At 56.1% G+C, this 24,535-nt stretch carries 25 protein-coding genes and 2 tRNA genes; 6 read left to right on the forward strand and 21 right to left on the reverse strand.

The features are described 5' to 3' along the window. Window positions 1–201 precede the first annotated feature (201 nt). From J3350_RS01930 to argS, 4 genes are all read left to right on the forward strand, one after another. Window positions 202–1,296 (forward strand): D-alanine--D-alanine ligase family protein, encoded by a 1,095-nt coding sequence (locus J3350_RS01930; RefSeq protein WP_097792647.1) that lies wholly within the window; start codon window positions 202–204, stop codon window positions 1,294–1,296. Beyond that, a complete protein-coding gene (gene murI / locus J3350_RS01935) occupies window positions 1,289–2,113 on the forward strand; it encodes a glutamate racemase (protein ID WP_207685506.1) in 825 nt (274 codons plus the stop codon). The genes J3350_RS01930 and murI overlap by 8 nt, the downstream gene beginning before the upstream one ends. Window positions 2,114–2,131: 18 nt before the next feature. Further along, complete coding sequence (locus J3350_RS01940; protein WP_118551707.1) at window positions 2,132–2,590, forward strand: DUF1934 domain-containing protein; 459 nt, start codon at window positions 2,132–2,134, stop codon at window positions 2,588–2,590. Window positions 2,591–2,715: 125 nt separating this feature from the next. Next, entirely contained in the window at window positions 2,716–4,530 is a 1,815-nt protein-coding gene (gene argS, locus J3350_RS01945) for an arginine--tRNA ligase (protein WP_207685507.1), read from the forward strand. A gap of 74 nt (window positions 4,531–4,604) precedes the next feature. Here the strand turns inward: argS and J3350_RS01950 are convergent, their stop codons facing one another. From J3350_RS01950 to J3350_RS01960, 3 genes are all read right to left on the reverse strand, one after another. Beyond that, a complete protein-coding gene (locus J3350_RS01950) occupies window positions 4,605–5,432 on the reverse strand; it encodes a CPBP family intramembrane glutamic endopeptidase (protein WP_207685508.1) in 828 nt (275 codons plus the stop codon). Window positions 5,433–5,678: 246 nt separating this feature from the next. Further along, a tRNA-Pro gene (locus tag J3350_RS01955) sits at window positions 5,679–5,754 on the reverse strand. 28 nt (window positions 5,755–5,782) lie between these two features. Continuing rightward, window positions 5,783–5,856, reverse strand: a tRNA-Gln gene (locus J3350_RS01960). Between the two features lie 241 nt (window positions 5,857–6,097). Here J3350_RS01960 and J3350_RS01965 point away from each other — a divergent pair. Further along, on the forward strand, window positions 6,098–7,174 hold the full coding sequence (locus J3350_RS01965) for a 6-phosphofructokinase (protein WP_097792652.1): 1,077 nt from the start codon (window positions 6,098–6,100) through the stop codon (window positions 7,172–7,174). 93 nt (window positions 7,175–7,267) lie between these two features. Here J3350_RS01965 and rfbB read toward each other — a convergent pair whose 3' ends face one another. The 18 genes from rfbB to J3350_RS02055 form a co-directional block, all read right to left on the reverse strand. Then, window positions 7,268–8,332: a dTDP-glucose 4,6-dehydratase gene (gene rfbB / locus J3350_RS01970; protein WP_097792653.1), complete on the reverse strand. Its 1,065-nt coding sequence runs from the start codon at window positions 8,330–8,332 to the stop codon at window positions 7,268–7,270. Between the two features lie 271 nt (window positions 8,333–8,603). After that, complete coding sequence (gene rfbD, locus J3350_RS01975; protein WP_207685509.1) at window positions 8,604–9,518, reverse strand: dTDP-4-dehydrorhamnose reductase; 915 nt, start codon at window positions 9,516–9,518, stop codon at window positions 8,604–8,606. 13 nt (window positions 9,519–9,531) lie between these two features. Then, complete coding sequence (gene rfbA / locus J3350_RS01980) at window positions 9,532–10,419, reverse strand: glucose-1-phosphate thymidylyltransferase RfbA (RefSeq protein WP_118551699.1); 888 nt, start codon at window positions 10,417–10,419, stop codon at window positions 9,532–9,534. 320 nt (window positions 10,420–10,739) lie between these two features. Beyond that, complete coding sequence (locus J3350_RS01985) at window positions 10,740–11,531, reverse strand: glycosyltransferase (protein WP_207685510.1); 792 nt, start codon at window positions 11,529–11,531, stop codon at window positions 10,740–10,742. Window positions 11,532–11,636: 105 nt separating this feature from the next. Continuing rightward, window positions 11,637–14,075: a glycosyltransferase gene (locus J3350_RS01990; protein ID WP_207685511.1), complete on the reverse strand. Its 2,439-nt coding sequence runs from the start codon at window positions 14,073–14,075 to the stop codon at window positions 11,637–11,639. A 128-nt stretch (window positions 14,076–14,203) separates the two neighbouring features. Continuing rightward, window positions 14,204–15,265 carry a SpoIID/LytB domain-containing protein gene (locus J3350_RS01995; protein WP_242700084.1) on the reverse strand — a complete coding sequence of 354 codons (1,062 nt, stop codon included), beginning with the start codon at window positions 15,263–15,265 and terminating at the stop codon, window positions 14,204–14,206. Between the two features lie 465 nt (window positions 15,266–15,730). After that, window positions 15,731–17,263 carry a recombinase family protein gene (locus J3350_RS02000; RefSeq protein ID WP_207685512.1) on the reverse strand — a complete coding sequence of 511 codons (1,533 nt, stop codon included), beginning with the start codon at window positions 17,261–17,263 and terminating at the stop codon, window positions 15,731–15,733. A 13-nt stretch (window positions 17,264–17,276) separates the two neighbouring features. Beyond that, a complete protein-coding gene (locus tag J3350_RS02005) occupies window positions 17,277–17,597 on the reverse strand; it encodes a type II toxin-antitoxin system RelE/ParE family toxin (protein ID WP_097781601.1) in 321 nt (106 codons plus the stop codon). Next, on the reverse strand, window positions 17,594–17,899 hold the full coding sequence (locus tag J3350_RS02010) for a type II toxin-antitoxin system RelB/DinJ family antitoxin (protein ID WP_207685513.1): 306 nt from the start codon (window positions 17,897–17,899) through the stop codon (window positions 17,594–17,596). Before J3350_RS02010 ends, J3350_RS02005 begins: the two co-directional genes overlap by 4 nt. A gap of 237 nt (window positions 17,900–18,136) precedes the next feature. Next, entirely contained in the window at window positions 18,137–18,346 is a 210-nt protein-coding gene (locus J3350_RS02015) for a hypothetical protein (protein ID WP_097775234.1), read from the reverse strand. A gap of 48 nt (window positions 18,347–18,394) precedes the next feature. Then, window positions 18,395–18,733 (reverse strand): hypothetical protein, encoded by a 339-nt coding sequence (locus J3350_RS02020; protein ID WP_133300805.1) that lies wholly within the window; start codon window positions 18,731–18,733, stop codon window positions 18,395–18,397. Window positions 18,734–18,823: 90 nt separating this feature from the next. Next, window positions 18,824–19,363 carry a hypothetical protein gene (locus J3350_RS02025; RefSeq protein WP_149794785.1) on the reverse strand — a complete coding sequence of 180 codons (540 nt, stop codon included), beginning with the start codon at window positions 19,361–19,363 and terminating at the stop codon, window positions 18,824–18,826. Further along, window positions 19,360–19,680, reverse strand: coding sequence for a hypothetical protein (locus J3350_RS02030; RefSeq protein WP_242700085.1), 321 nt, complete (start codon window positions 19,678–19,680; stop codon window positions 19,360–19,362). The genes J3350_RS02025 and J3350_RS02030 overlap by 4 nt, the downstream gene beginning before the upstream one ends. A gap of 92 nt (window positions 19,681–19,772) precedes the next feature. Beyond that, complete coding sequence (locus tag J3350_RS02035; protein WP_242700086.1) at window positions 19,773–20,756, reverse strand: hypothetical protein; 984 nt, start codon at window positions 20,754–20,756, stop codon at window positions 19,773–19,775. A gap of 147 nt (window positions 20,757–20,903) precedes the next feature. Further along, window positions 20,904–21,593, reverse strand: a complete 690-nt coding sequence (locus tag J3350_RS02040) for a DUF4367 domain-containing protein (RefSeq protein WP_113621607.1) — start codon at window positions 21,591–21,593, stop codon at window positions 20,904–20,906. Then, the gene (locus tag J3350_RS02045; RefSeq protein WP_097791711.1) at window positions 21,586–22,116 is read right to left on the reverse strand and encodes an RNA polymerase sigma factor; all 531 of its coding nucleotides are present in this window, start codon (window positions 22,114–22,116) and stop codon (window positions 21,586–21,588) included. The genes J3350_RS02040 and J3350_RS02045 overlap by 8 nt, the downstream gene beginning before the upstream one ends. Window positions 22,117–22,180: 64 nt before the next feature. Continuing rightward, window positions 22,181–22,846 carry a sigma-70 family RNA polymerase sigma factor gene (locus J3350_RS02050; protein ID WP_207685514.1) on the reverse strand — a complete coding sequence of 222 codons (666 nt, stop codon included), beginning with the start codon at window positions 22,844–22,846 and terminating at the stop codon, window positions 22,181–22,183. Further along, a complete protein-coding gene (locus tag J3350_RS02055; protein ID WP_207685515.1) occupies window positions 22,830–23,660 on the reverse strand; it encodes a helix-turn-helix domain-containing protein in 831 nt (276 codons plus the stop codon). Before J3350_RS02055 ends, J3350_RS02050 begins: the two co-directional genes overlap by 17 nt. A 248-nt stretch (window positions 23,661–23,908) precedes the next feature. Between J3350_RS02055 and J3350_RS02060 the strand changes: the two genes are divergently transcribed. Continuing rightward, on the forward strand, window positions 23,909–24,517 hold the full coding sequence (locus J3350_RS02060) for a CHC2 zinc finger domain-containing protein (protein WP_207685516.1): 609 nt from the start codon (window positions 23,909–23,911) through the stop codon (window positions 24,515–24,517). The last annotated feature ends 18 nt before the right edge of the window (window positions 24,518–24,535 follow it).

Here is a 24,535-nt window from a genome sequence, read left to right on the forward strand (position 1 = left end):
GAGGTGTTATCATTATATCACGTCTTTTTCCATCCGTCAAGCGGATTTTCTGCGGTTTTTCAACTTTTTTGAAAAATTTTTCTTTTGCTTCTTTCTGGTTCTGCCCGCTTGCATCCCGCGCATAGATATTGTATAATAACAGCGTCTATACCTATATAGAGAAATTCCGGCCTTCCGGCCGTACGATCAGGAGAGATCATGATGCAATCTGAAGAGAAACTCTGTGTCGTCGTGTTGTTCGGCGGCATGTCCAGCGAGCACGAGGTCAGCTGCGTGTCCGCCGGGACCTTCGTTGACAACCTCGACCCCAGCCGCTACGAAGTGCTGACCGTGGGCATCACCAAAGAGGGCCGCTGGCTGTGCACCGAGGCTTCCAGCGCCCAGATGGCCGACGGCAGCTGGGAAGAGCTGCCCGGCAACATGCCCTGTGTCATCAGCCCGGACCGTGCCGACCACGGCATGATCCTGTTCGCTCCTTCCGGCCAGGTGGAAAAGCTGCACGTGGATGTCGTCATCCCGGCCCTGCACGGCCTGTGGGGCGAGGACGGCACGGTGCAGGGCCTGCTGGAGCTGGCCGGCATCCCCTACGTGGGCTGCGGCGTTCTGGCCAGCGCAGTCTGCATGGATAAGGCGGTGGCCAACGCCCTGTTCGACGCCGCCGGCATCCCCCACACCCGGTGGCTGGCTGCCAACCGCTGGGAGATCGAATCCGACCTCGAAGGCGTCTGCGACGGTGCCATCGCGAAGCTGGGCTGGCCCATCTTCGTCAAGCCCGCCAACGCCGGTTCCAGCGTCGGCATCACCAAGGCACACGACCGCGCCGAGCTGAAGGACGCCATCCGGCTGGCTCTGGAGAACGACCGCAAGGTCGTCTTTGAGGCCTTCGTGGACGGCCATGAGGTCGAGTGTGCCGTCATCGGCTCCGACCCCGCTGTGGCCACCCGCCCCGGCGAGATCCTGGCCGGTGCCGAGTTCTACACCTACGACGACAAGTACAAGAACGGTGTGAGCCAGGTGGTCATCCCGGCCCGGCTCGACGAGGCCAAGCTCGATGAGGTGAAGACCTACGCCGCCATGGCCTACACGGCCCTGAACTGCGAGGGCCTGGCCCGCTGCGACTTCTTCGTGGAGCATGGCACCAACCGGGTGATGATCAACGAGATCAACACCTTCCCCGGCTTCACCCCCATCAGCATGTACCCCAAGCTCATGGAGCACGAGGGCACCCCTGTGCCCGCCCTGATCGACCACCTGATCGAACTGGCGCTGGAAAGGACGGAAAAGCAGCATGGATAACCGCCCCATCGGCGTATTTGACAGCGGCCTCGGCGGCCTGACCGGCGTGAAGGAGCTGCGCAAGCGGCTCCCCCACGAGAACATCGTCTACTTCGGCGACACCGGCCGTGTGCCCTACGGCAGCCGCAGCCCGGAGACCATCCTGCAGTATGCCCGGCAGGACATCGCGTTCCTGCTGTCCCAGAATGTCAAGTGCATCATGGCCGCCTGCGGCACGGTGTCCAGCACCTACCCCGCCGCCGAGGCGGCGCTGCTGCCCGTGCCCTACCTGGGCGTCGTGGATGCGGCTGCGCGGGAGGCTGCGTTTTCCACCCGCAACCGCCGCATCGGCGTCATCGGCACCGCGGCCACCATCCGCTCCCGCAGTTATGAGATCCTGCTGCGCAAACTGGTGCCGGGCGTGGAGATCACAGCCCGCCCCTGCCCGCTCTTCGTGCCGCTGGTGGAGGCCGGTTACGTGGACCACAGCGCGGAAGACAAGCAGGAAGTGACCCGGCTCGTCATCGCCCAGTACCTGACCGAGGTGCGGGATGCCGGGGTTGACACCCTCATTCTGGGCTGCACCCACTATCCCCTCATCAAGACCATGATCGGCGAATTTATGGGCCGGGACGTCGTGCTGGTGGACCCGGCCAAGACCGCCGCCCACCATCTGGAACGCACCCTCAGCGAGCGCGGCCTGCGGGCCAACCACCCCGCCGGGCAGGCGCATTTCTACGTCAGCGACACGCCGGACAGTTTTTCGCAGACGGCAGACCTCTTTCTCGGCGAGTACAAGGGAGGGCCGGTGGAGCAGATCGCCATCGACAAATACTAAAGCGAAGGACAAACGAACGTGAAGGAAGATTTCATCATCCGCATCAAGAGCCGCTCGGAGCAGTTCGAGCACACCCAGCCCGTCCGGGTGGACGAGGATGACCGCATCGAACTGATGACCTACGGCAGCTTCGTGAAAAAGGGCGACACCTACTATATCACTTATAAAGAGACCGAGACCATCGGCTTTGCCGGCTGCACCACCACCATCAAGATCGCAGCCGACGGCAGCCGGGTGGGCCTGCTCCGGTTCGGCCCGGCCAACGCCCAGCTCATCATCGAGCGGGACCGCCGGAGCATCTGCCACTATGAGACCGAGGTCGGCTCCCTGACGCTGGGCGTGACCGGCGACGGCATCGAGTGCAGCTTGACCGAAACGGGCGGCACGGCCCGATTCAGCTATCTGCTGGACGCCGACGACCCCATCTCCATCATCAACCGCAACACGCTGGAAATTTCCGTGCAAAAGCCAAATTAAAGCGGTTCACCCTCTCCGTCCGTGCTTTCGAGTGCAAAGTTTCTCTCGTTTGCTAACAGCGCTCTCCTTTGGGAGAGCCGGACGCGAAGCGGCCTGAGAGGGTCAGCCCGTGAAAGGATAAAACAATGACTGAATTCGAAAAGACCTACCAGAACTACAACCCCCGCTCGGCTGCCCTGAGCGAGGCCCGCGCTCTGCTGACCGCCGCGGCCAATGCCGCCATGGCCGACGGCACCCTGCCCGAAGCCGAGCTGCCCGCTTTCATCGTGGAGATCCCCGCCGACACCAAGAACGGCGACATCGCCTCCAACCTGGCCATGGCCGGTGCCCGCACCTGGCGCAAGGCTCCCAAGATGATCGCCGACGCCCTCATCGCCCACCTGCCCTCCATCGAGGGCGGCGTCTTCGCCAAGGTGGAGGTGGCCGGCCCTGGCTTCATCAACCTGTTCCTGGCTCCGGCCTTCTGGGCCAGCGTCGTGCTGGGCGCAGCCGCCAACAAGGACTACGGCCGCACCGACTACGGCAAGGGTGCCAAGTACAACGTGGAGTTCGTCTCTGCCAACCCCACCGGCCCCATGCACATGGGCAACGCCCGCGGCGGCGCTCTGGGCGACTGCCTGGCCGCCGTGCTGGACTGGGCCGGTTACGATGTGACCCGCGAGTTCTACATCAACGACGCAGGCAACCAGATCCAGAAATTCGGCAAGAGCCTGGCCGTCCGCTATTTGCAGAAGTTCTGCGGCGAGGAGGCCTATCCCCTGCCCGCTGAGTGCTACCAGGGCGGCGACATCAAGGTGCTGGCCGGGGAGTTTGCCGACCTGCACGGCGACTGCTATGTGGCCGCCTGCCAGGGCATGAACGAAGAGACCCTGTTTGCCAGCGAAGCGTTCGAGACCCTGAAGAACGCCCTCGTGGATTACGCACTGCCCAAGAACATCGCGGCCCTCAAGCGCGACCTGGGCAAGTACCGCATCGACTACGATGTCTGGTTCCACGAGAGCACCCTGCACGAGTCCGGCGCCGTCAAGGCCGTGGTCGAAAAGCTGCTAGAGCTGGGTGCCTGCTACAAGGCCGAGGATGGCGCCGTCATGTACTGCAGCGCCCAGTACGCCGCCAAGTACGGCACCGTCAACAAGAAGAAGACCGAGGACGGCACCGAGGAAGAGGCCAAGGACGAAGTTCTGGTCCGCGCCAACGGCATCCCCACCTACTTTGCCGCCGACATCGCCTACCACTACAACAAGCTGGCCACCCGCGGCTTTGCCAAGGCCATCGACGTCTGGGGTGCAGACCACCACGGCCACGTCGCCCGCATGAAGGGTGCCATGGACGCCATCGGCCTGAACGGCAACGACCTCGACGTCGTGCTGATGCAGATGGTCAACCTGATGCGCGACGGTCAGCCCGTCCGCATGTCCAAGCGCACCGGCAACGCCATCACCCTGACCGACCTGCTGGAAGAGGTGCCCATCGACAGCGCCCGCTTCCTGTTCAACATGCACGACGCCGGAAGCGGCATCGACTTCGACCTCGACCAGGCCGTCAAGACCGACAACGACAACCCGGTCTACTACGTCCAGTATGCACACGCCCGCATCTGCTCCATCCTCAAGAAGATGGAGAGCGAGGGTGTCGCTTTCGCGGGTGCCGACCAGGTGGATGCCACCCTGCTGACCGAGCCTTCCGAGATGGACCTCATCCGGATGCTGGCCGCCTTCCCGCAGGAGATCGTCATGGCCGCTGAGAAGTATGACCCCAGCCGGATCAACCGCTTCGTCATCGACCTCGCCAGCGCCTTCCACCGCTTCTACGGCAGCTGCCGCATCCAGGGCGCAGACCCCGCCGTCCAGCAGGCCCGCCTGGCCCTCTGCATCGGCGTCAAGAACGTCATCTGCAACGTGCTGACCATGTTCAAGATCAACGTTCCGGAGAAGATGTAACCGGAAGTTTTCCAGCACAAGAAAAGACCCGCTCATCCGACACTTCATCGGGTGGGCGGGTCTTCGTTTGTCCCTTAATATTGGAAGTAGAGCCTCACTTCGCCGATCTTCTTTTTCCGCAGCAGGATCGCCGCCGGGATGAGGTAGACCAGCACCGACAGCAGCATCGAGGCATCATAGCTGCTCACGCTCTCGGCCACGCTCTCAGTGCCGTAGAGCCCGCCGACGAGCATGGAGATGATGTCCATGCCGCCATGTAAGAACACCGTGACCCAGAGGTTGCCGGTGCGGAAGTAGATGGCCGCATACAGCACCCCCAGCGACGCTGCGAAGATACACTGCATCAGCACCCCCAGCGGCGCACTGGACAGCAGATTCGTCAGGTGGGCGCAGCCAAACAGCAGACCCGACAGCAGGCAGGCCTTCCAGATGCCGCCCCGGCTCGTGCCGAAGTGCTCCAGCAGCGTCTCCGCGACGACGCCACGGAACAAAAACTCCTCCGCGATGCCCACCAGCATCATATTGGCCAGAAAGCTCAGGATGCGCCAGAGCGGCAGCAGTGTGCCGTCTTCCGGCAGGCCGAACAGGATCTTTGTGTAGAGCGTGTACGCCAGCAGGGCCAGCGGATACATTCCCACCAGCAGGCCATTGAAGAAGCCGCAGCCCCGCTTTCGCAGCAGCTGCGCCTTGCCAGTGCGCTTCAGCAGCAGCACGGCCACGCCGACGCCGACCAGCTCCTGGATGCAGCCCAGCAGATAGTCGTCCGCATAGGCCAAATCAAAGCGGAACAGCATCAGCAAAAACACCACAAGGATCGACGTTAGGATCAGACTTCCCAGAAACAGCACCTCCGCCCCGACACAGTAGCCGAGCGGATGGTTTTTGCGCAGACGTTTGAGCATCGAATTTTCCTCCGTTGCAGATAGTGACTCTATTGTAACATATTGGGGGGAATTGTTCAAATCCCGCTGCGGAAGCGGAACTACAGCAGCAGTCCCCTTGTTCGACATTCCTACTGGTCCAGGACCCGCGGGCTAAGCAACAGCCCTCAGGGCTGATTGCTTGCCTTGCTTCGCAAGGCCGCCCTGTTCAAATCCCGCTGCAAAGATAAAAAAGACCAGACGGATTTTTATCCGTCTGGTCTTTTTTGGTCGGAGCAGCGGGATTTGAACCCACGGCCTCTTCGTCCCGAACGAAGCGCGCTACCAACTGCGCTATGCCCCGAAAATACCGCAGCTTTTCGGCTGCGGTCTGGTTGGGGATGAGAGAATCGAACTCCCACAAGTAGAGTCAGAGTCTACCGCACTACCACTATGCAAATCCCCAATATTTTGTTTTGTCAGGAGCGTTGCTCGCCGCTGACAAGGGATATTATACTATCAAACCACCTTCTTGTCAACACTTTTTCAGAACTTTTTTGCCGAAGTTTTTCCGGCAAATTCTCTGCGCGATTTCACGTGATTTTTACGTTCCAACTCTTGACACCGCCCCGCTTTGGGAATACTCTTATAGTACAAACTTCTCCTGCACGAGTGGGAAATTCAGAGAAAACGAGGGATATTACGAGATGAAAAAACGTGTTGGCATCCTGACCTCCGGCGGCGACTGCCCCGGCCTGAACGCCACCATCCGCGGCGTGGCAAAAGCTCTGTATGCCCGGATGGGCGACAGCGTCGAGATCGTGGGCATCCTGAACGGCTACCATGGCCTGATCACCGGCGACTACAAGGAGATGACGGAAGACGACTTCCGGGGCATCCTGACGCTGGGCGGCACCATTCTGGGCACCAAGCGCACCCCCTTCAAGCTGATGCGCGTTGTGGAAGAAGACAAGATCGACAAGGTCGCAGCCATGAAGAAGACCTATAAGGACGCAAAGCTCGACTGTCTGCTCTGCCTGGGCGGCAACGGCACCCACAAGACCGCCAACCTCCTCTCTCAGGAGGGGCTGAACATCATCGGCCTGCCCAAGACCATCGACAACGACATCTACGGCACCGACGTCACCTTCGGCTTCCATACCGCTGTGGACATCGCCACCGACGTCATCGACCGCATCCACACCACCGCAGGCAGCCACAGCCGCGTGATGTGCATCGAGATCATGGGCAACAAGGCTGGCTGGCTGACCCTCTATTCCGGCATCGCCGGCGGCGCGGACATCATCCTGCTGCCCGAAATGCCCTACGACATCGACCGCGTCTGCGGTGCGGTAGAGCGCCGCGCCAAGAAGGGCTCCAACTTCTCCATCATCGCCGTGGCAGAGGGTGCCCTGAACGAGGAAGAGGCCAAGCTGAAGCGGAAGGAATGGACCGCCAAGCGCGCCGAGGCGGGCTACACCACCGCCACCAGCCGCATCGCCGCCGCCGTCCAGAAAAAGACCGGCATGGAGACCCGCGTCTGCATCCCCGGCCACATGCAGCGCGGCGGCAGCCCCAGCGCCTATGACCGTGTGCTGGCCACCCAGTTCGGCAGCTACGCCGCCAAGCTGGTGGAGATCGAGCGCTACGGCGTGACCGTCGCTCTGGTCAACGGCCATGTCACCGCCAACCGTCTGGAGGACATCGCCGGCAAGACCCGCAATGTCCCCGAAGGCTGTGAGCTGCTCACCGTCGCCCGCCGGATGGGCGTGAGCCTGGGCTGAGGTTTTCCTGAACCAACCAAAAAAGGAGCACTCCCCTGCATCATGCAGAGGGGTGCTCCTTTTGGTTTTGCGATTCCGAGGCCTTACAAGTGCTTACTTATTCTTGTACATTTCCTCGTAGTACTTCTGGTAGTTGCCGCTGGTGATGTGCTCCATCCACTCCTCGTGGTCGAGGTACCAGTCGATGGTCAGGACGATGCCCTTCTCGAACGGGGTCTCCGGATACCAGCCCAGATCGTTCTTGATCTTGGTGGGGTCGATGCCATAGCGGCGGTCATGGCCCAGACGGTCGGCAACGTGCTTGATGAGGTCTTCGCTGATGCCGTCATCCTTCAGACGGTCGTGCAGCTGCTCGATGATGGTCTTGACGATGAAGATGTTGGGGCGCTCGTTGTGGCCGCCGACGTTGTAGACCTCGCCGATCTTGCCGCCGTTGCAGACCATATCAATGGCCTTGCAGTGGTCTTCCACGTACAGCCAGTCGCGGATCTGCATTCCGTCGCCGTAGACGGGCAGCTGCTTGTGGTGCTTGACGTTGTTGATCATCAGGGGGATCAGCTTCTCCGGGAACTGATAGGGGCCGTAGTTGTTGGAGCAGCGGGTAATGTTGATAGGCATCCCGTAGGTATCGTGGAATGCCATGACGAACATATCGGCACTGGCCTTGGAGGAAGAGTAGGGGCTGTGGGGGCACAGCGGGGTGGTCTCCATGAAGAAGCCCTCGGCACCCAGAGCGCCATAGACCTCGTCGGTCGAGACCTGCAGGTACTTCTTGCCCTCTTTCCAGGTCTTGGCCTCGGCGTCATACCAGGCCTCCTTGGCGCGCTGCAGCAGGTTCACCGTGCCCATGACGTTGCTCTGGACGAAGATCTCCGGGTTCTTGATGGAGCGGTCCACGTGGCTCTCTGCGGCAAAGTTGATGACGTAGTCGAAATCGTACTTTGCGAACAGACCCTCGACCAGCTCCTTATCGCAGATATCGCCCTGCACGAAGACGTGGCGGGGGTCGCCCTCGACGTCCTTCAGGTTTTCCAGATTGCCCGCATAGGTCAGCTTATCCAGGTTGACCAGCAGGATCTCCGGGTACTTCTTGAGCATATAATGCACAAAGTTCGAGCCAATAAAGCCGGCGCAGCCGGTGATCAGATATTTTTTCATAGTTTGATTCTTTCCTCAAAACAATTTGTTTCTCTTTTTTCGTTTTTTTGATGCAACCTCTCAGTCTCGCATCCGCTCGACAGCTCCCCTTGTAGGGGAGCCTCTGGCGAAGAGAGAAAGCTTCCCGCAATGCCAAGGCCTCTCCTACAAGGAGAGGTGGCAATGCGAAGCATTGACGGAGAGGTTGTACAAAGACGGGCGTACCCTCTCCGTCACCTGCGGTGACAGCTCTCCCTTCGGGGGAGCTGGACGCAAAGCGGCCTGAGAAGGTTTACTTCATGCCGTTGTCGCCGTCCCAATGCTCGAAGAAGCAGGCAAGGGCAGCTTTCCAATCCCGCACCTCGTTGCCGACGGTGCAGCGCAGCATCCGGTTGTCCAGAGCGCTCCACTTGGGGCGGTCGGCGCTTTCGGGGTGCTTGGCCTTGTACTCCTCGCTGGTGCAGGGGGCCACGGTTGCGTTCACGCCGGACAGGCGGATGATCTCGGAGGCGAAATCGTACCAGGAGCAGATGCCCTCACCGGTGCAGTGATACAGGCCGTACTCATGGGTGACGCAGAGCTGCAGGATCTCGTGGGCCAGATCCACCGCGTTGGTGGGGTTGCCGCACTGGTCGTTGACGACTTCCAGCTTGCCAAACTTTTTGCCCGCGTTCACGATGGTCTTGACGAAGTTCTTGCCATAGTAGCTGTACAGCCAGGCCGTGCGGACGATGAAGTGGCGGTGGCAGAACTGCTCCACGTACTTCTCGCCCATGAGCTTGGTGGAGCCGTAGGCGCTGATGGGGCCGGGAAGGGTGGCCTCATCCTGTGCGATGCCGCCGTTCTCGCGGCCGGAGAAGACGTAGTCGGTGGAGACATGGACCAGACGGGCACCGGTCTTGGTGGCAGCCTGTGCCAGGTTGCGGGGGCCGAGGGCGTTTGCCTTGAAGGCAGCGTCGTGGTTCACCTCGCAGCCGTCCACGTTGGTGTAGGCAGCGCAGTTGATGATGACATCCGGGCGCTGACGGCGGATGAAGTCATCCACCATCTTGTAGTTGGAGATGTCCAGTTCGGGCAGGTCCACAGGGATGACGGTCGCGCTCTGCAGCTTTTCGGGGATGGGGCCGATCTCGCTGCGGCCCTCGCGGAGCTGCTTGATGATCTCGGTGCCCAGCTGACCCTTGCAGCCAGTAACGATGATTTTCATGTGCGGTCTCCTCTTAGTATCTCAGTTTTCCGTCGGCCACGTTCTTCAGGTGCTGGCCATAGGGGCTCTTGCCATAGCGCTTTGCGCTCTCCAGCAGCGTGTCGCGGTCGATCCAGCCATACTTGAAAGCGATCTCCTCCGGAGCGCTGATCTTGATGCCCTGCCGCTTCTCGATCATCCGCACGAAGTCGGCGGCATCCACCAGGCTGTCCATCGTGCCGGTATCCAGCCAGGCAAAGCCGCGGCCCAGCAGCTGGACATCCAGCTCGCCCTTCTTGAGGTACATGTCGTTCAGGGTGGTGATCTCCAGCTCGCCGCGGGCAGAGGGCTTGACCTGCTTTGCCATCTGGACAACTTCCTTGTTGTAGAAGTACAGGCCGGTGATGGCGTAGTTGGACTTCGGGTGCTCCGGCTTTTCCTCCACGCTCAGGACCTTGCCGTTGGCGTCGAACTCGACGATGCCAAAGCGCTCCGGATCCGGTACGTAGTAGCCGAACACGGTGCAGCGGCCCTTGGTCTCGGCGTTGGAGGCAGCGGTCTTCAGGATCTTAGAGAAGCCGTTGCCGTAGAAGATGTTGTCGCCCAGGATCATGGCGCAGCAGTCGTCGCCGATGAACTCCTCACCCAGAATGAATGCCTGTGCCAGGCCATCGGGAGAGGGCTGGACCTTATATTGCAGATGGATGCCGTACTGGCTGCCATCGCCCAGCAGCGCCTCGAAACGGGGCGTGTCAGTGGGGGTCGAAATGATAAGGATATCCTGGATGCCCGCCAGCATGAGGGTGGACAGAGGATAGTAGATCATCGGCTTGTCGTAGACAGGCAGCAACTGTTTGCTGGTGACCATGGTCAACGGGTAAAGCCGGGTGCCGGCGCCGCCGGCGAGAATAATACCTTTCATCGTTTGTGCACTCCTTTAATTAAAATGAAAAAAGTTGTGCAGCTATACGAAGCCTTCGTTTCCTCCGGCCTCGTAATATTCAAAGCGGAGCTGCGTCCGCTGTCAACAAAGTTGCAGAAAAACCGCTCTGCCGGGGGTGCTCCGACCACCGCAGATAGTTTTACACTTTATTTTACTATCAAATCGAAAAAAAAGCAAGAAAGAACGGCCCTTTACAGAAATTTTTCTGCAAAGGGGCCGTTCTCCTGATGTCATTTGCGGTTTTCTGGGGGATGAACCTCTCAGTCATCGCTTCGCGATGATGGAGAGGGTTCGAGGGTTCACCACTGGAATCCCCACTTGGAGAAGTACCGCAGCAGGTTGCCGGTCTGCCAGAGGGCAGGCTTGAGGCTGCGGTGGGCAGCGCGGTGCCAGGCGTGGATGGCCGTGAACTGCGGCACAAGATATGCCTTGCCCTGCGTGCGCATCTTCTGGGTGAGGTCGGCGTCTTCCACGTACATGAAGTACTTCTCGTCGAAGCCGCCCACTGCCCGGAAAGTGCGGGTGCGCACCGCCGAGAAGCTGCCGGTGCAGAACTCGATCTCGGTGGGGCGGGTCAGGTCTTTGTCCTTCATAAGGTAGGCATCGTTGTACTTTGCCCAGAACCTGAGCGCCGGCAACTGGCGGTAGACCATGGGGCGGAGCGCACACCGGCGCAGCGGCAGCTGCTGGGGGCGGCCATCCGGGAAGACAAGCGCAGGCCGGGCCATGACGACGTCCGGGTGCTGGTCCATCCAGTCGGCCAGGTCGCTCAGGGTGTCCGCCGTCAGCTGGATGTCCGGGTTGAGGATGAAGTGATAGTCGCTGTCCAGTTCCGGCAGGACCATATTGTGGCCGGTGCCAAAGCCGCCGTTCTCGGTGCGGCAGCGGACGACGACCTGCTGCCCCTCCCCTGCTGCCAGCAGGCCGCTGTGCAGCGCTGCTTCCAGCTTTTGGCCGCTGCCGTCCGGGCTGGCGTTGTCCACCAGATAGAGGGTCAGCGGGTGGCGGCGGGTGAACCGCAAAACGGTCTGTGCCGCCTTCAGCGCTTCGTCGTACCCGTTATAGACTACAATACAAGCTGATAGTTTCAAATGGATTCTCCTCTTCTCTGTCGCGGCGCTCGACAAGCTCCGAACGGAACAGCCTGCGCCATCCTGCTCCGGCCTTGACGGACACGCGAAGCATGACCGGGAGGGTCATTCCAGCGGCAGGATCTTCAGCGCGAAATCCTCCCGCTGGATGTCAAAGTTGGGGTTGGTGCAGGGGTCGCCCTTGGCCAGCAGGTCGCCCCAGCGGGCCTGGAAGCGGAGCACCTCACCCTGGAAGCGCTTCTGCTTTTCGGGGTTGTCCTCCATGCCGCGGCTCTTGCTCTCGTAGTGGTAGAGCTGGGCGAACGGAGTAAAGACGTTGGTATAACCCGCCTCGCGGACGCGGACGCAGAAGTCCACATCGTTGAAGGCCACCGCATAGCTCTCATCCAGGCCGTTCAGTTCCTGATAGATCTCACGGCGGATGAGCAGGCAGGCAGCGGTGTCGCCGTAGACGTCCTGCACATAGTTCAGGCGGCCCATGTAGCCATCGGATGCCGCCGGGAAGTATTTGTGCAGGTGGCCCGCCACGCCGCCAATGCCAAAGCCGATACCGGCATGCTGGATGGTGTCGTCCGGATAGAGCAGCTTGGCGCCTACGCAGCCCACCCGCTTTTGCTGGGCGTACATGACCATCTCTTCCAGCCAGTTGGGGGTGATGACCTCGGTGTCGTTGTTCAGCAGCAGCAGATATTCGCCGGTGGCGAACTTCTCGCCGAAGTTGTTCAGGGCGCTGTAGTTGAAGCCCTTGCCCTGCCAGGTGACGACGTGCAGGTTGGCATGCTCCTGCTCCATCCGCTTGTAAGCACGGAACGTCTCCGGCTGCCTGCTGTTGTTCTCGATGATGATGAGTTCAAAATCCGGGTAGGTGGTGCGGTCGTAGATGGACTCCACACACAGCTCCAGATCCTTGATGTGGTCGCAGGTGGGGATCAGGATGCTGACCCGGCCCGGATGCGCGATGGTGTAATCGGTCTTGTAATAACCGGGTGTACCGGGGATGAGGGTCACATCATCCACCGCCACGCCGCAGCGCTCGTAATGCGCCTTGAGCGCCGCAATGCCCGCTTCAATGCAGTAGGTCTTGGCGGAGATGTCCGCCGCCGTGCTGCCAGGGCTGGAGCGCCAGTAGTACAGCGCATGGGGGATGTGGACGATCTTCTCAGCCTGTTCGGTCAGGCGGAGGAAGAGGTCGTAATCCTGACTGCCGTTGTATTCCATCCGCTCACCGCCGCCGCTGCGCTCCATCAGGGCGCGGCTGAAGACGGACAGATGACAAATATAGTTGTTGGAGCGGAGGTTGTCCAGCATGAAGTCCGGCTTGAAGTGGTAAAGCACCACATTCTCCACCTCGCCCTCAAAGGTGGCCTCGTCGGTATAGACGAAGTCCGCCTTCTGCTCGGCGATGGCTTTGGCCGCATACCACAGCGCACAGGGGTGCAGGATGTCATCATGGTCCAGCAGGGCGATGTACGCGCCGGTGGCCATCGCAAAGCCGTGGTTGGTGTTGCCGGGGATCAGCTCGTTCTTTTCCAGCTTCTGGTAGCGGATGCGCGGGTCGGATGCAGCGCGGGCCTGAACCTTCTGGCCCACGGCGGGGTCCTGCCCGGCGTCCACGCAGCACAGCTCCCAGTTGCGGTAGGTCTGGTTCACGACGGAATCCAGCAGCTCTTCCAGAAAGTTCAGCGGGGTGTTGTACAGCGGCACCACGATGCTGATCTTCGGCCCGGCGGGCTGGTCGTTTGCCTGCCGGACCAGCAGCTCCACCGGGGCAAAGCGGTCGGCCCGCATCGTCATGCCGGGGAAGAGCGCCGCATACACACGGCAGGCACGGGCCTTTTCCAGCATACCGGAAACGCCCTCGGTGCGCAGCTCGTGCAGGAAGACAAAGAGCGGGAAGGTGTGCCAGAGCTGGCGGCTCTTGCTGACCGCATAGCGGGCGGGCCAGGTCATCTTCCAGAAGGTGGAGCCTGTGACCTCGTTCAGGGTCTGCTCCAGCTGCTTTTCGTGGCTGCGGCTCAGGGAGAGGTCGCTGCGCAGCCGCTCGATGAGGGCTGCTTCCTCGCCGCAGGTGCGCTCTGCACGGACCATCCGATCCCGCAGGATGTCGAGTTCTTCCTCGTAGCCGCGGACCATCCCCATGGCGCTGGGCTGGACAGTGCAGAACAGCGCCGCCTGCTGGGCACGGCCCCGGCTGCGCCACTGCAGATCACGGTAGTAGCCGCGCTCGGCCAGCTTTTCCGCCCATGCGGACAGGGCGGTGGCATCGGTGCACACCAGCAGGACCTGTTCGGCCAGCTGGGCGGGCAGTTCGACCCAGACCGGGTCTTCCACCACCAACAGCTCCGGCTGGGCCGTGGCGGCCGCCGTCCAGGGGTTGGTCCGGATACCCGCACGGCGCAGCGCCTTTTCCAGCAGCGCACCGGACTCCTCATCGGCTGCAAGCACCGCAGCCGCCTCCGGTGCCAGCTCCTCCGCGATGCGCTGTGCCAGCAGGCGGCAGCGCTCTGCAGCCTCTCTCGTTTCCTTTTCTTTCTCCAACTGCATTTCTGATTTCTCCACTTCTCCGCAGGACGCAGATCCCGCGCTTCGCTTTCCTACAAACTAATATAGTATACCAGATTCCGCCCCGTTTGAGAAGCGCTTTTGCCCATTTTCCTGCGGATGCCAGTTCTTTAGCCGAACAGACCGCTCAGCCAGCCGAACAGGCCGGAAGTGCCGCGGCCCGCCTTGCCGATGGAGGTGCCGGGATAATAGTGCTTGAGGATCTTTTTATAATTCATTCCACGCTCGTTGGCATAGCCCACCGCGCCGCACTGGCTCATGCCCACACCGTGGCCGTAGCCGTAGTAGTACATCACCGGGGTGCCGTTGGCATCGGTACCGAAATCGAAGCAGTAGCGGGAGCTGACGAACTGGCCGAGGTACCGGTAGCTGCTGCCATCGACCGTCAGGGTGTTGTACTGCACATAGCCGCCCAGATCCTTGTGGGTGGTGTCGGCGCTCTGGTAAGCCTGCCCTGTCTTGCTGTTGGTGTATTCGGTGTAGCGGTAATCCCGGCCGATGATGCGGCGCATCAGGTTATGATACTGCTCCTCGTAGGGGCTTTCCACGCTCTGCAAATAAGGCACATCGCTGCCCCAGGCATCCTGACCGGAACAGGTGCCGTAGGTGCCGGTCTGGGTGTTGTAGCCTGCGCTGGCCGACCACACCGCGTCAATGACCGAACCATTGTAAGTCACGACCTCGTCTTTGACCGGCTCGATGGCCTTGCGCAGAGCCTCCCGCGTGGAGGACGGGATCTCATCCACCGGGGTATAGATCAGGGCGTTGGCCGAAGAGCCGTACTGTTTATGGTACAGCAGATAGGAGTGGATGGCCACCGCCTGCGCCTTCCAGGCCTGCTGCGCCGCCGACGCGCTGACGAAGCTGCCAATGGAGCCAAGCTCGGTGTAGGTGATGCCCACCAGACAGTCCACCAGATCGAGCGTCACGTTCCGGCGCAGGCCCTTGCCCTTGATGTTCAGGTAAGGCAACGTGATCTTATTCCGCGAGCCGAACAGCCAGCTCAGGCAGTTTTCTTCCTCCGCCGGGATCAGAGTCGTGTCCGCGCCGCCCATGGTGGTGGGGTGGGCCGTCTCGCCCTCGGCAAATGCGGCAGGGGCCGCCGTGCACAGCAGCACCACTGCCAGTACCAGCGCCGCAATGCGGCGTGCAACCATCGAAATACGCTTCAAAGTCGGTTTCCTCCCAGAATGCACCTCATCAGTGCAATTTTTTCTTCCAGTTTAACACACCCGGCGGGCCTGGGCAAGAACCGGACTTTGGTTTTCACATTTGCCTTCTTCCCGCACGGCCCTGAAAAAGTTTCCACAAAACAGAAAATCCAGTACCCGGTTCGGATACTGGATCTCTTGGTGGGTTCGGGTGGATGTCGCGAGCCGCGCATCTAAAAAAGCCCCACTGGGGCTTTTTTCCCCGCCGGACTGTACGGCGGGCCGATGCTGTTCGAATCCGCCCGCTCTGCCCTGAAAAAGTTTCTACAAAATAGAAGATCCAGCACCCGGTTCGGATGCTGGACCTCTTGGTGGGCGCGGGTGGATGTCGCGAGCCGCGCTGCTAAAAACAGCCCACCGGGCTGTTTTTGCGCTGTCTTCTGCGACAGCGCCGCAGCTGTTCGAATCCACCCGCATTCGTGAGTTTCACGCACACACAAAACAAAAAGCTCCAACGTAATAGTTACGTTGAAGCTTTTTTGGTGGAGCGAAGCAACCCAAATCCGAACCATTGCCCTCTGGGGCATCTTTGGCGGCGATTTCATCGAAAGTGATGGTTTTTGTGCCGTCTTTGTAGTTGAATGTAATCAAAACTTTTTCATCATAGAGATAAACAGCGTTCACAAACGTATTGATAAGCGTCTCACGGTGGCTTTTCACGTTCGGGTCGAGCTTGCGGAACCGGGTCAGCCAGAAACGAACCTGATTTTCACTCAACCGAGGCCGAGCGATTTTTTCTTCGGCAATCCGAACTTCAAGTTCTTTCTGCTGGGCTTCCAGCTTTTCCAAACGCGATTTGGTGGAGTTGGTCAGCACACCTGCTTGAATGGCGTTCAGCATATTTTCAATGCCGTTCTCTACCTCGCGCATCTGCTTTTCCAGCAAAGGGAGCGTGGTGTTTTCCTGATCCTGCAACTCCATCACTTCCGCAACGATGGCATCAATCACGGCATCGTCCTGAATCAGCTTCATGGTTTCAGCTATGACCAAATCTTCCAGCCACTCTTTACGGACGGTCTTTTTCTTGCAGGTCTTGAAACGCTTCGCGGTGGCGCACTTATAATAATGATGAACGACCTTGTTTCTACCCGTACCGCACTCACCGAACATCATCGCGCCGCACATTCCGCAGAACAGCTTGGTGGTGAGCAGATAATCATCCTCGGCCTTGTGACGGGCAGGAGCGCGGCTGTTCTTCTTGATTTTTTGCTGCACTTCTTCAAACAAGTCCTTGTCCACGATGGCCGGGATGCTGTCGGGCATCACAATGTCCTTGAAGTGGTTTTCTCCGATGTACCGTTTGTTCGTCAGCAGCGTCTGAACACTGTTGTAGGTGAACTTCTGGTTGCGGTTGGTGGTCACGCCACTGTCGTTCAGCCAGTTCATCAGTTCTTTCATAGTTGCGCCATCGTTGTACCGCTGAAAGGCTTCTACCACAAAGGGAGCTTTCAGCGGGTCGACTTGAAAGAACTTCTCCTCATCCACCTTAAAACCAATGGGAATCGTGCCGCCGTTGTACTTGCCCTTCAGAACATTCTCGGTCATGCCGCGCACGACTTTTTCAGAAAGCTCTGCCGAGTAGTATTCAGCCATGCCGGTGAGCATACTCTTGACCATGATACCCGCAGGGCTGTCAGAGATGGGCTCCGTGGCAGACACCAGCTTGACATGATTCCGCTCTAACTGGTACTCATAGTGGGCCGAATCATAGCGGTTCCGGGCAAAGCGGTCAAGTTTCCAAACCAACACAATGTCAAATAGCCGCTTTTCGCTGTCCTTGATCATCTGCTGGAAGTCCGGGCGGTTATCGGTTTTGGCGGAAAGGGCGCGGTCAATGTAGTGCTTGACCACGGTAATGCCGTTCTTTTCGGCGTAGGCCGTACATTCACGAATCTGGCCTTCGATGGATTCCTCACGCTGGTTATCGCTGGAATAGCGGGCGTAAATCACGGCGGTCATGCAAACACCCCTTTCACTTCATTCTCCGCAGGCGGCGCACAAGGTCGGATGCACTGTACAGCACACGAGCCACAGACACGGTATTCTCGCCCACGATGTAGAACACCGAGTAGTTATCCACCAGCATCTGCCGCAGCCCTTGGGTGCGCTCCGGCTCGCTTTCCACCAGCGCGCAGCGTTCCGGCAGGATGTTCAGTGACTGGATGGCTTCTGCAATGCGGTTATACTGCCCCATAGCCGTGTCAGGTTCCAGCAGACGGTCAGCAATGTAGCTGTAAATCTGCTCCATATCGCTGAGGGCTGTATGGGAAATTTTCACGTCATACTGCTTCATCTGTGTTGTTCCCTGAACTGTGCGAATGCGCTTGCAGCATCCACGGTATCACCGTTCTGAATCTCCTTAATACCCACCTGCAAGGCTGCGTGAAGCTGATCATCGGTCATGGTGTCAGTGTTCAGAGCCGCAGGAGCCTTCGGCAGGGACAGAGAGAAGGGAATACCGCCCGTCAGCGTGATTTGGCGCAGGTACATATCAATGGCGGTTGCCATCGGGATGCCAAGCTGCTTCAGCACATCCTCGGCTTGCTGCTTAACGGTCGGGTTGACACGGAGATTGAGTGTCATCGTTTTTTCCATGGTTATCACCTCAGTCTCATTGTAACGCATTTTGCGTTGCAAGTCAATTCGAGGTGAACGCGCAAATGAAATTCTCCATATCGCACAATATATTCATCGTTAAATTGTTCAAAGCGCGGGATATTCACCCTCTATAATAAATTCTTGGAGTGTGCCTAGCTTTTGCTGAGTAGTAAGTTTGAATATTATCTCTCTTGGCTGCGACCATGGCAGACTGGAAGTTTAACCTTCAATAAACTATTTACTGTACAATTCTTTTAGAATACACCAAAGATTCATTATCACACCAACGCCACCAACAAGTGCAATGAGAATCCCTGCAACTACTGTAAGGCGAACATTTTGATTAAAGGCATACCATAAAAAATTAGTGTCCGCACAAAGTATAAGCAAAATTCCAACAATAAATATGCTTACCGATACGATTGCTGTAAGAATTTTTTTCATGTTACACTCTCCTTTGTGTATCACTGTTATTCTCCGAGAAAGTTCGACTCACATCCCTATGATAGTGAACACATCATTCGTTTCAAAACACTTTGCTGCCCAAGGAACTGCTTCTGCAATAATCTCTTTGCAAGTACATCCATCCGATTGACTTTTTGTTAAAATATTATCCCATTGTACTTTTGTAACGATTGTTATTCCATAAAAGTCAAACTCTGGAATCACTTCAAGAATCAGATCTGAAACATGGCGGCTATTCCATACTTCATCACTGATGCTAATAGATGTGTCAAGCCAGCACTTGTCATGATACTGCCCTTGTTGAAATTCCAAATAGCAGCTGCTGTGTGAGGCTTTTCTTTGATCTTCGTCAATAAAATACTTCAAATTAGTTCACCCGTATTAGCAGATAGCTGTGGTCATCGCTATGTACTACAAGCGGAAAAGTTATATCAAATCCCATTGATCGTTAGCAATTCAACCCATCACAGTAACCATCTGGAAGTATTGATACTGATATTCGTCTTCTAATACAGCCTGCATTTCTTCCATGTATAGCGGGTCTTTCAACAGTTTGGGATGAAATGCTCGCTCTCTCCAGAGTCGGACTCCAATTTCGGGAAAAAAATATTCCGTTCCCAGTTGCAAGTCCTTTTCGTTGCAAATAACGTTGTCCTTTTTCATTAAGCTATCAATAATACACTCGGCGGCTGTATTAAACATATCCATTCCGAACAATTTTATTGATGCCACTTTAGACAAATCACGCTGGATGCCGATTTCAGCAGCTTTTCCGTTCCGATACTGCACAAGAAAGAACGAATCATTATCCATATATCGTCCGGTTATCAAATTAGGGTCATCGGTTTCCGCACAACATTCCATTTGCATTGCTTCATCAGAAGAATTCGACCACTGTTTCTTCATTTGTAGAAGAGCATTTTCTAATTCATCTGATGTCATGCCTAATTTTAATTGTCCAATTCCAATATGTGGTTCAATAATTATCTCTTTCATAACAAAACCTTATACCAAAAAGTGAGCCATACAAATGCAGCAGTTGCACATATCATCCGAACCAGTAGTATCGTACTTGCAAGTTTTTTCTCAATGGAAACTTTCTGATTTTCGCACAAGACAATTTGCTGAAGATTGTGAAATTCGGCTTCGCTGACATTTCCATTTAACGCTTTCCATGTATTGCGGCGTTCTGTAACCAGCAAGAAATCAGACAGCATTTCCATAAAAATGACGGCGAAAAATGCCAGAGAAAAGAACCACATACCGCTCCATTGGCTTGCTGTCAAAGTATCTCGGAGCGTTGCCGGTTTCAAGGACTGTACCGCAATGACATAAAGTACGGTACTTTGTTCACAGTTGTTCTCCTTAATCTGCTGGCACCTATACACCGTTATTCCCATCATGTCTAAAAGCGAATTGATTTTGCAATTTCCAATGCCTGGCTTTCCGACACAGAACTTGCTTCAAGTTCAATTGCAACAAAGCATTCTTTCTCGTTATCATAAGCGAGAACGCCTAAATTGTTTACTGGTTCTGAATTTGCACCATCTTGAAAAATTACCGTTGTAAGTGCAGTCGTTCCGCGTTCCGTGGTTTGTATCACATCGTATTTATTATCCGTGTCAAACCTGTAAACCGATCCTAGCCGAAGTGCAGAGTAAACAATCTGCACGGAATCTCTATCACCTTCATATGGTTCATAGGTACTGTATCCAACCGCGCCAACCAACACATGATTTTTGTCATAAATATCATATACTGGATAAGACGGATTCAGGCTTGCAAGAGCAAGTGGTTTATTTTCAGCACGTTGCGTTTGTTCTCTCTTTTGAATTTTCCACCCTTGCGGAAGTTCGATTGAAATAACACTGCTCGCTTGTCCTAATTCTTCAGTTTGAAATTCAATTTGCCGATTTGGTTTCTCCTTGTTTTCAGCTTGTTCTCCTAAAATATCTGATGCGATTTGTCCATATTCTTTATCAGTAGTGATGGATTCCAGATACTGATAAAGCGTATTTCTTTCTTCATCCGATCCTCTATAGGGAAGCTCTGTTTTTATGCCGGATAAAACAAGCTGCTGAAAGTCTTTATCATTCATCAGTTTGTCATATTTCAACACATACAGTGTGTCTTGAGGGAATTTGATAAGACGATTTGTCAACACCGAAAAGCAATCTTCTGTATACCCACCATCCGATTCTTTAAGCTTTTGCAGTATTTGGCTTGTGCTGGCGTTTTCAAGATTAGATAAAAATTCCTGCTCGCTTGTCACCGATGTCGATATAGGAGAGTTCATAGAAGTTGAAGAGGATACTTTTGTTGCGCAAGCTGACAATCCTATGATTGTCGCAACCGAAATTGCAATGAAGCTCCTTTTCATATAGAGCATACACCTCCCGTTTGTTTCCATCAGAAGCTTTTACTTAGACAACGCAGCAACCAACACATTTGTTGCAAGATTTCCCAAATTTGTTTACTTAAACAAAAATCCATCCTCACATTTGTGCTCATCTACAAATATCTAGGCATTTTGCCGTTAATAAATACTTTCTGCAACCTTCATCAACTCATCCAATGAACCATCGCCCATAATTGTGCAGGAAACACCAGCATCCTCCCAAACCAAAATATAACAGGTGACTTGCCCCGGAATCTCACTTGTTCCAAGTGTTGCTTCCTTATCTCCAATCTTTACAGTTGTATAAACGGTATGTTCATTATCGAATGTTTCAATCTGTCCGTATGCGGTTATAATTGAACAATCCACAAAATAGATTTCTCCGGCAGCATTAACATACGCATGAGAGAATGTTTCCTTTTTATCATAGCCTTGCATATAGTCACGCCAAAATCCGACTTGTACATAATGTTCACTATACGCATCGGGAAGCTGCTCTAATGGTTCTCCCTCAACTTTATAAGTGACTTGCATCTCAATTGGTAAGAACTTCTGAATCATCGTATAGACTGTCTTGCGGAAGTCTGCGCTTACTGCAAGCGCACCGAGAGTTAAAATTACCAGCGTCAGGGCTGCAACAAGCACCCGTTTCAGCATAGGGCGGCGTTTATGCAATGCCGCTTGCAGGCGAGCATCCCATCGGGAAGTATCCGGGTAGCGTTCCTTAAGCTGTGCTGGAGTTGGCAGTTCGTCCAGTTCTTTTTGTGCATCTGCACGGAGTGCCATCATCAATGCAGCGTCAAAAGAAACTTCTGTCCGCTCACTCATGGCTGTTTAGCTCCTTCCACAATAGTTTTCTTCCACGGAAAAGCCGCATCCGAACCACTTCATCCGTCAGTCCAAGCGATTCGGCAATCTCCCGGTTGGTGTAGCCCATTGCTAAAAGGCGCAGTGGGTCACGGTACATCGGTTTCATCTGTCCAATCAATTCTGTCAGGTGTTGGATGTTATCGGTGCTGACTACTGCATCGTCCGGCACCGGGGCATCGTCTGGTGCGTCCGGGACTTCTTCCAGCGGTTCTTCTCGCTGCTTGCGAAGCATATCGTATGCACGGCTTCTACTACAACTAACGAGATAAGCGGCGAGTTCGTGACAGTTTTCTCGATGAATTTTAGAAAAATTTTTGGCAACGTACAAAAACACTTCTTGCAGTACGTCTTCTGCCAGATACGAATCGCCCATAATTTTGTAAGCGGTATGGTAGACCAGCCGTTTGTAGGTATTATATACATCTATAAACTGTTCTTCGCTGCTCCGGTCATCCAGAACTGCCAGATACATTGCCAGCATTTTCGCTCACATCCCTCTTATCGGGAGGAATTATGTCAATTTGACACAATTCCTCTCTGCCCATTCATAAAAACCACCACGGCAGTTCCAGCCACAGGTTATCCATAGCCTGTTCCTCCGTCTTTTTGGCGCGGCCTTCCGTCAGGTGAAAGTATATCGCCGTGCCGATTATCGGATGTTCCTCGCCATCGGTGAAGCCATAGCGGTACAGCAGATAGGTCTGCTCCCGTTGGGTCAGCCGTTTCAGGCCATCGTACAGCTCCCGGCGCGATTCCTGCTCTTCCATAATGCTCTGCGGCTGCATGGCATAAGGGTCAGCTATGGCTTCGATGCGCCGCAGCTGTTCCTCTCCCGGCAGAACATCATCCATCGAAACACGCTGGTAACAGATGCCGTCCTTGTCCTCCGTCACCATCCGCTGCTCAAAAGCAGTAAAGGCATCCCGCACCATATCCATCATGGCGTTGCGGATGGCAGGAGCCGCGTAGGTCAGGAACTTCATGCCGCGCGCTGCATCGAACTTTGGCACGGCCTTCCACAAGCCCAGATTGCCCGCCTGTTTCAAATCGTCCGTGTCAAGGTTCAAGCCAGCCTGTGCCAGATTCATACTGCGGAAGAGATCATTTGCCGCCTTGCCGATAAAGGACTTGTTATTGTCGATCAGGCTGTCCAGCGCGGCAGCATCGCCTTTCTGTGCCAGCGCACAAAGCCGTTCATTCGTCTGCTTCATGGGCGTTTTCCTGCTCTGCGGCAGACTGCAAGATTCCCAGCAGACCGCTCCGCAGCTGTTCCAGTGCTTCCGGCGTGGCTCCTTCCATACCCGAAACGCTGTCCAACATTGCATCTGTCAACTGCTCTGCCGTAATCGTTGGGTGCTGCACATCCTGCCCTTTGGTCAATTCGGTGAACATCTTCTCCGCCACTTTCTTGCTCATGGCTTCCTGTTCGGCGTAATGGCTCCCGATGTCCTTTTTGATTTCCTTGACCGCTGCCATGAAGTACATTTCAATGTCATCAAGGTCGCCTTGGTACACTGGTTTTCTCCGAAGGCTGATGTCCTTTGCGGCTTTGGCTGCTTCCGGGGTCTTGACCTTTGTGCGCAGCAGGGTGCTCAATGTCGTGAGCATGGCGTTCTGTGCTGCAATGCCGGATGCAAACGTATCATCAAAATACTGCGCTATGCGGTAAGTAAGCTCTGCAAACCGGGCGTTTTCCAACAGCAGGTTGACCACCTCTGTATTGACACGCCCCGTGTAGAGGTTCTTTGCGGCTTCTACGGACAGGCCAAGTTCGGCAATGTCGTAGTTCTTGCGGTCGGGGATGTTGGTTTCTCCCAGCAGAAAATCCGTGGACACTTTGAACAGCCTTGCAATCCTCAGCACCTGCTCATGGGTCAGGGTTCCTTTCGCACCGCTGATGAAGCGGCTGATGGTGCTCTTGGAGCAGCCGATCTCCTTGGCAAGCTCTGGTTGGCTGATGTTGTGTTCTTTCATCAAGTCCGCAAGACGGATGTTGGATGGTGCGGGCAGATATTCCTGTGCCATGTGGTCGGCCCTCCTTTTTGATCTTTTTCCTCATTATAATACGCTCTGCCGTTTTGTTCAATATACGGTTTCCCCTCTGCCCTTGCTGTTGCAACTCTGCAACCAGTAAGGGCTTTTTTCTTTTTCCGTTGCAGTTTTGCCGCTTTTTTGCTCTTTCTGCAAAATTCCCCGTATATTCAGGCAGGAAACAAAAAACACCAGAGTTCCCACTTTGGGGTCTCTGGTGCAACGCACGAAACAAAGGAGGAATGCCCTTGAGCCTGTATCAAACTGTCAAGTCCGCCATCACCGTTCGGCAGGTGGGAGAGATGTACGGCATGGAGCCCGACCGCCATGGCATGGTGTGCTGTCCGTTCCATTCCGACAGCGACCCCAGCATGAAGCTGAACGACACCTATTATTATTGCTTTGGCTGTGGAGCCAACGGCGATGCCATCGACCTCACCGCCAAGCTGTTCGACCTAAACCCCCGGCAAGCCGCCGAGAAGCTGATACACGACTTCGGGCTTGACCCGGATAAGCCGCCCGCCAATGCCATCGCCCTGCCGCCGCCCAAGCGTGGCCTGACGGACGAGCAGTGGGCAAACATCGCCTACTGCCTGCGGGTGCTGACCGATTATCTCGACCTGCTGCACGACTGGCAGGAGCGCTACAAGCCCGCCACCCCGGAGGAACCGCATGACCCACGGTTTGAAGAAGCCCTCCACATGACCGAGACCATCGAACACCTGACGGACTGCGTTGCATTTGGGACGCCCCAGCAGAAAGCTGCTGCCGCCGCACAACTGCTGTCCGGGTCGTACCTGCTGATGCTGGAGGAGCGCACCGACCGCCTTGCTCTGGCAAAGTGCGCCTAATAATTTATTCACCCGAAG

The organism is Faecalibacterium sp. Marseille-Q3530 (genome assembly GCF_017377625.1).
Lineage (GTDB): Bacteria > Bacillota > Clostridia > Oscillospirales > Ruminococcaceae > Faecalibacterium > Faecalibacterium prausnitzii_E.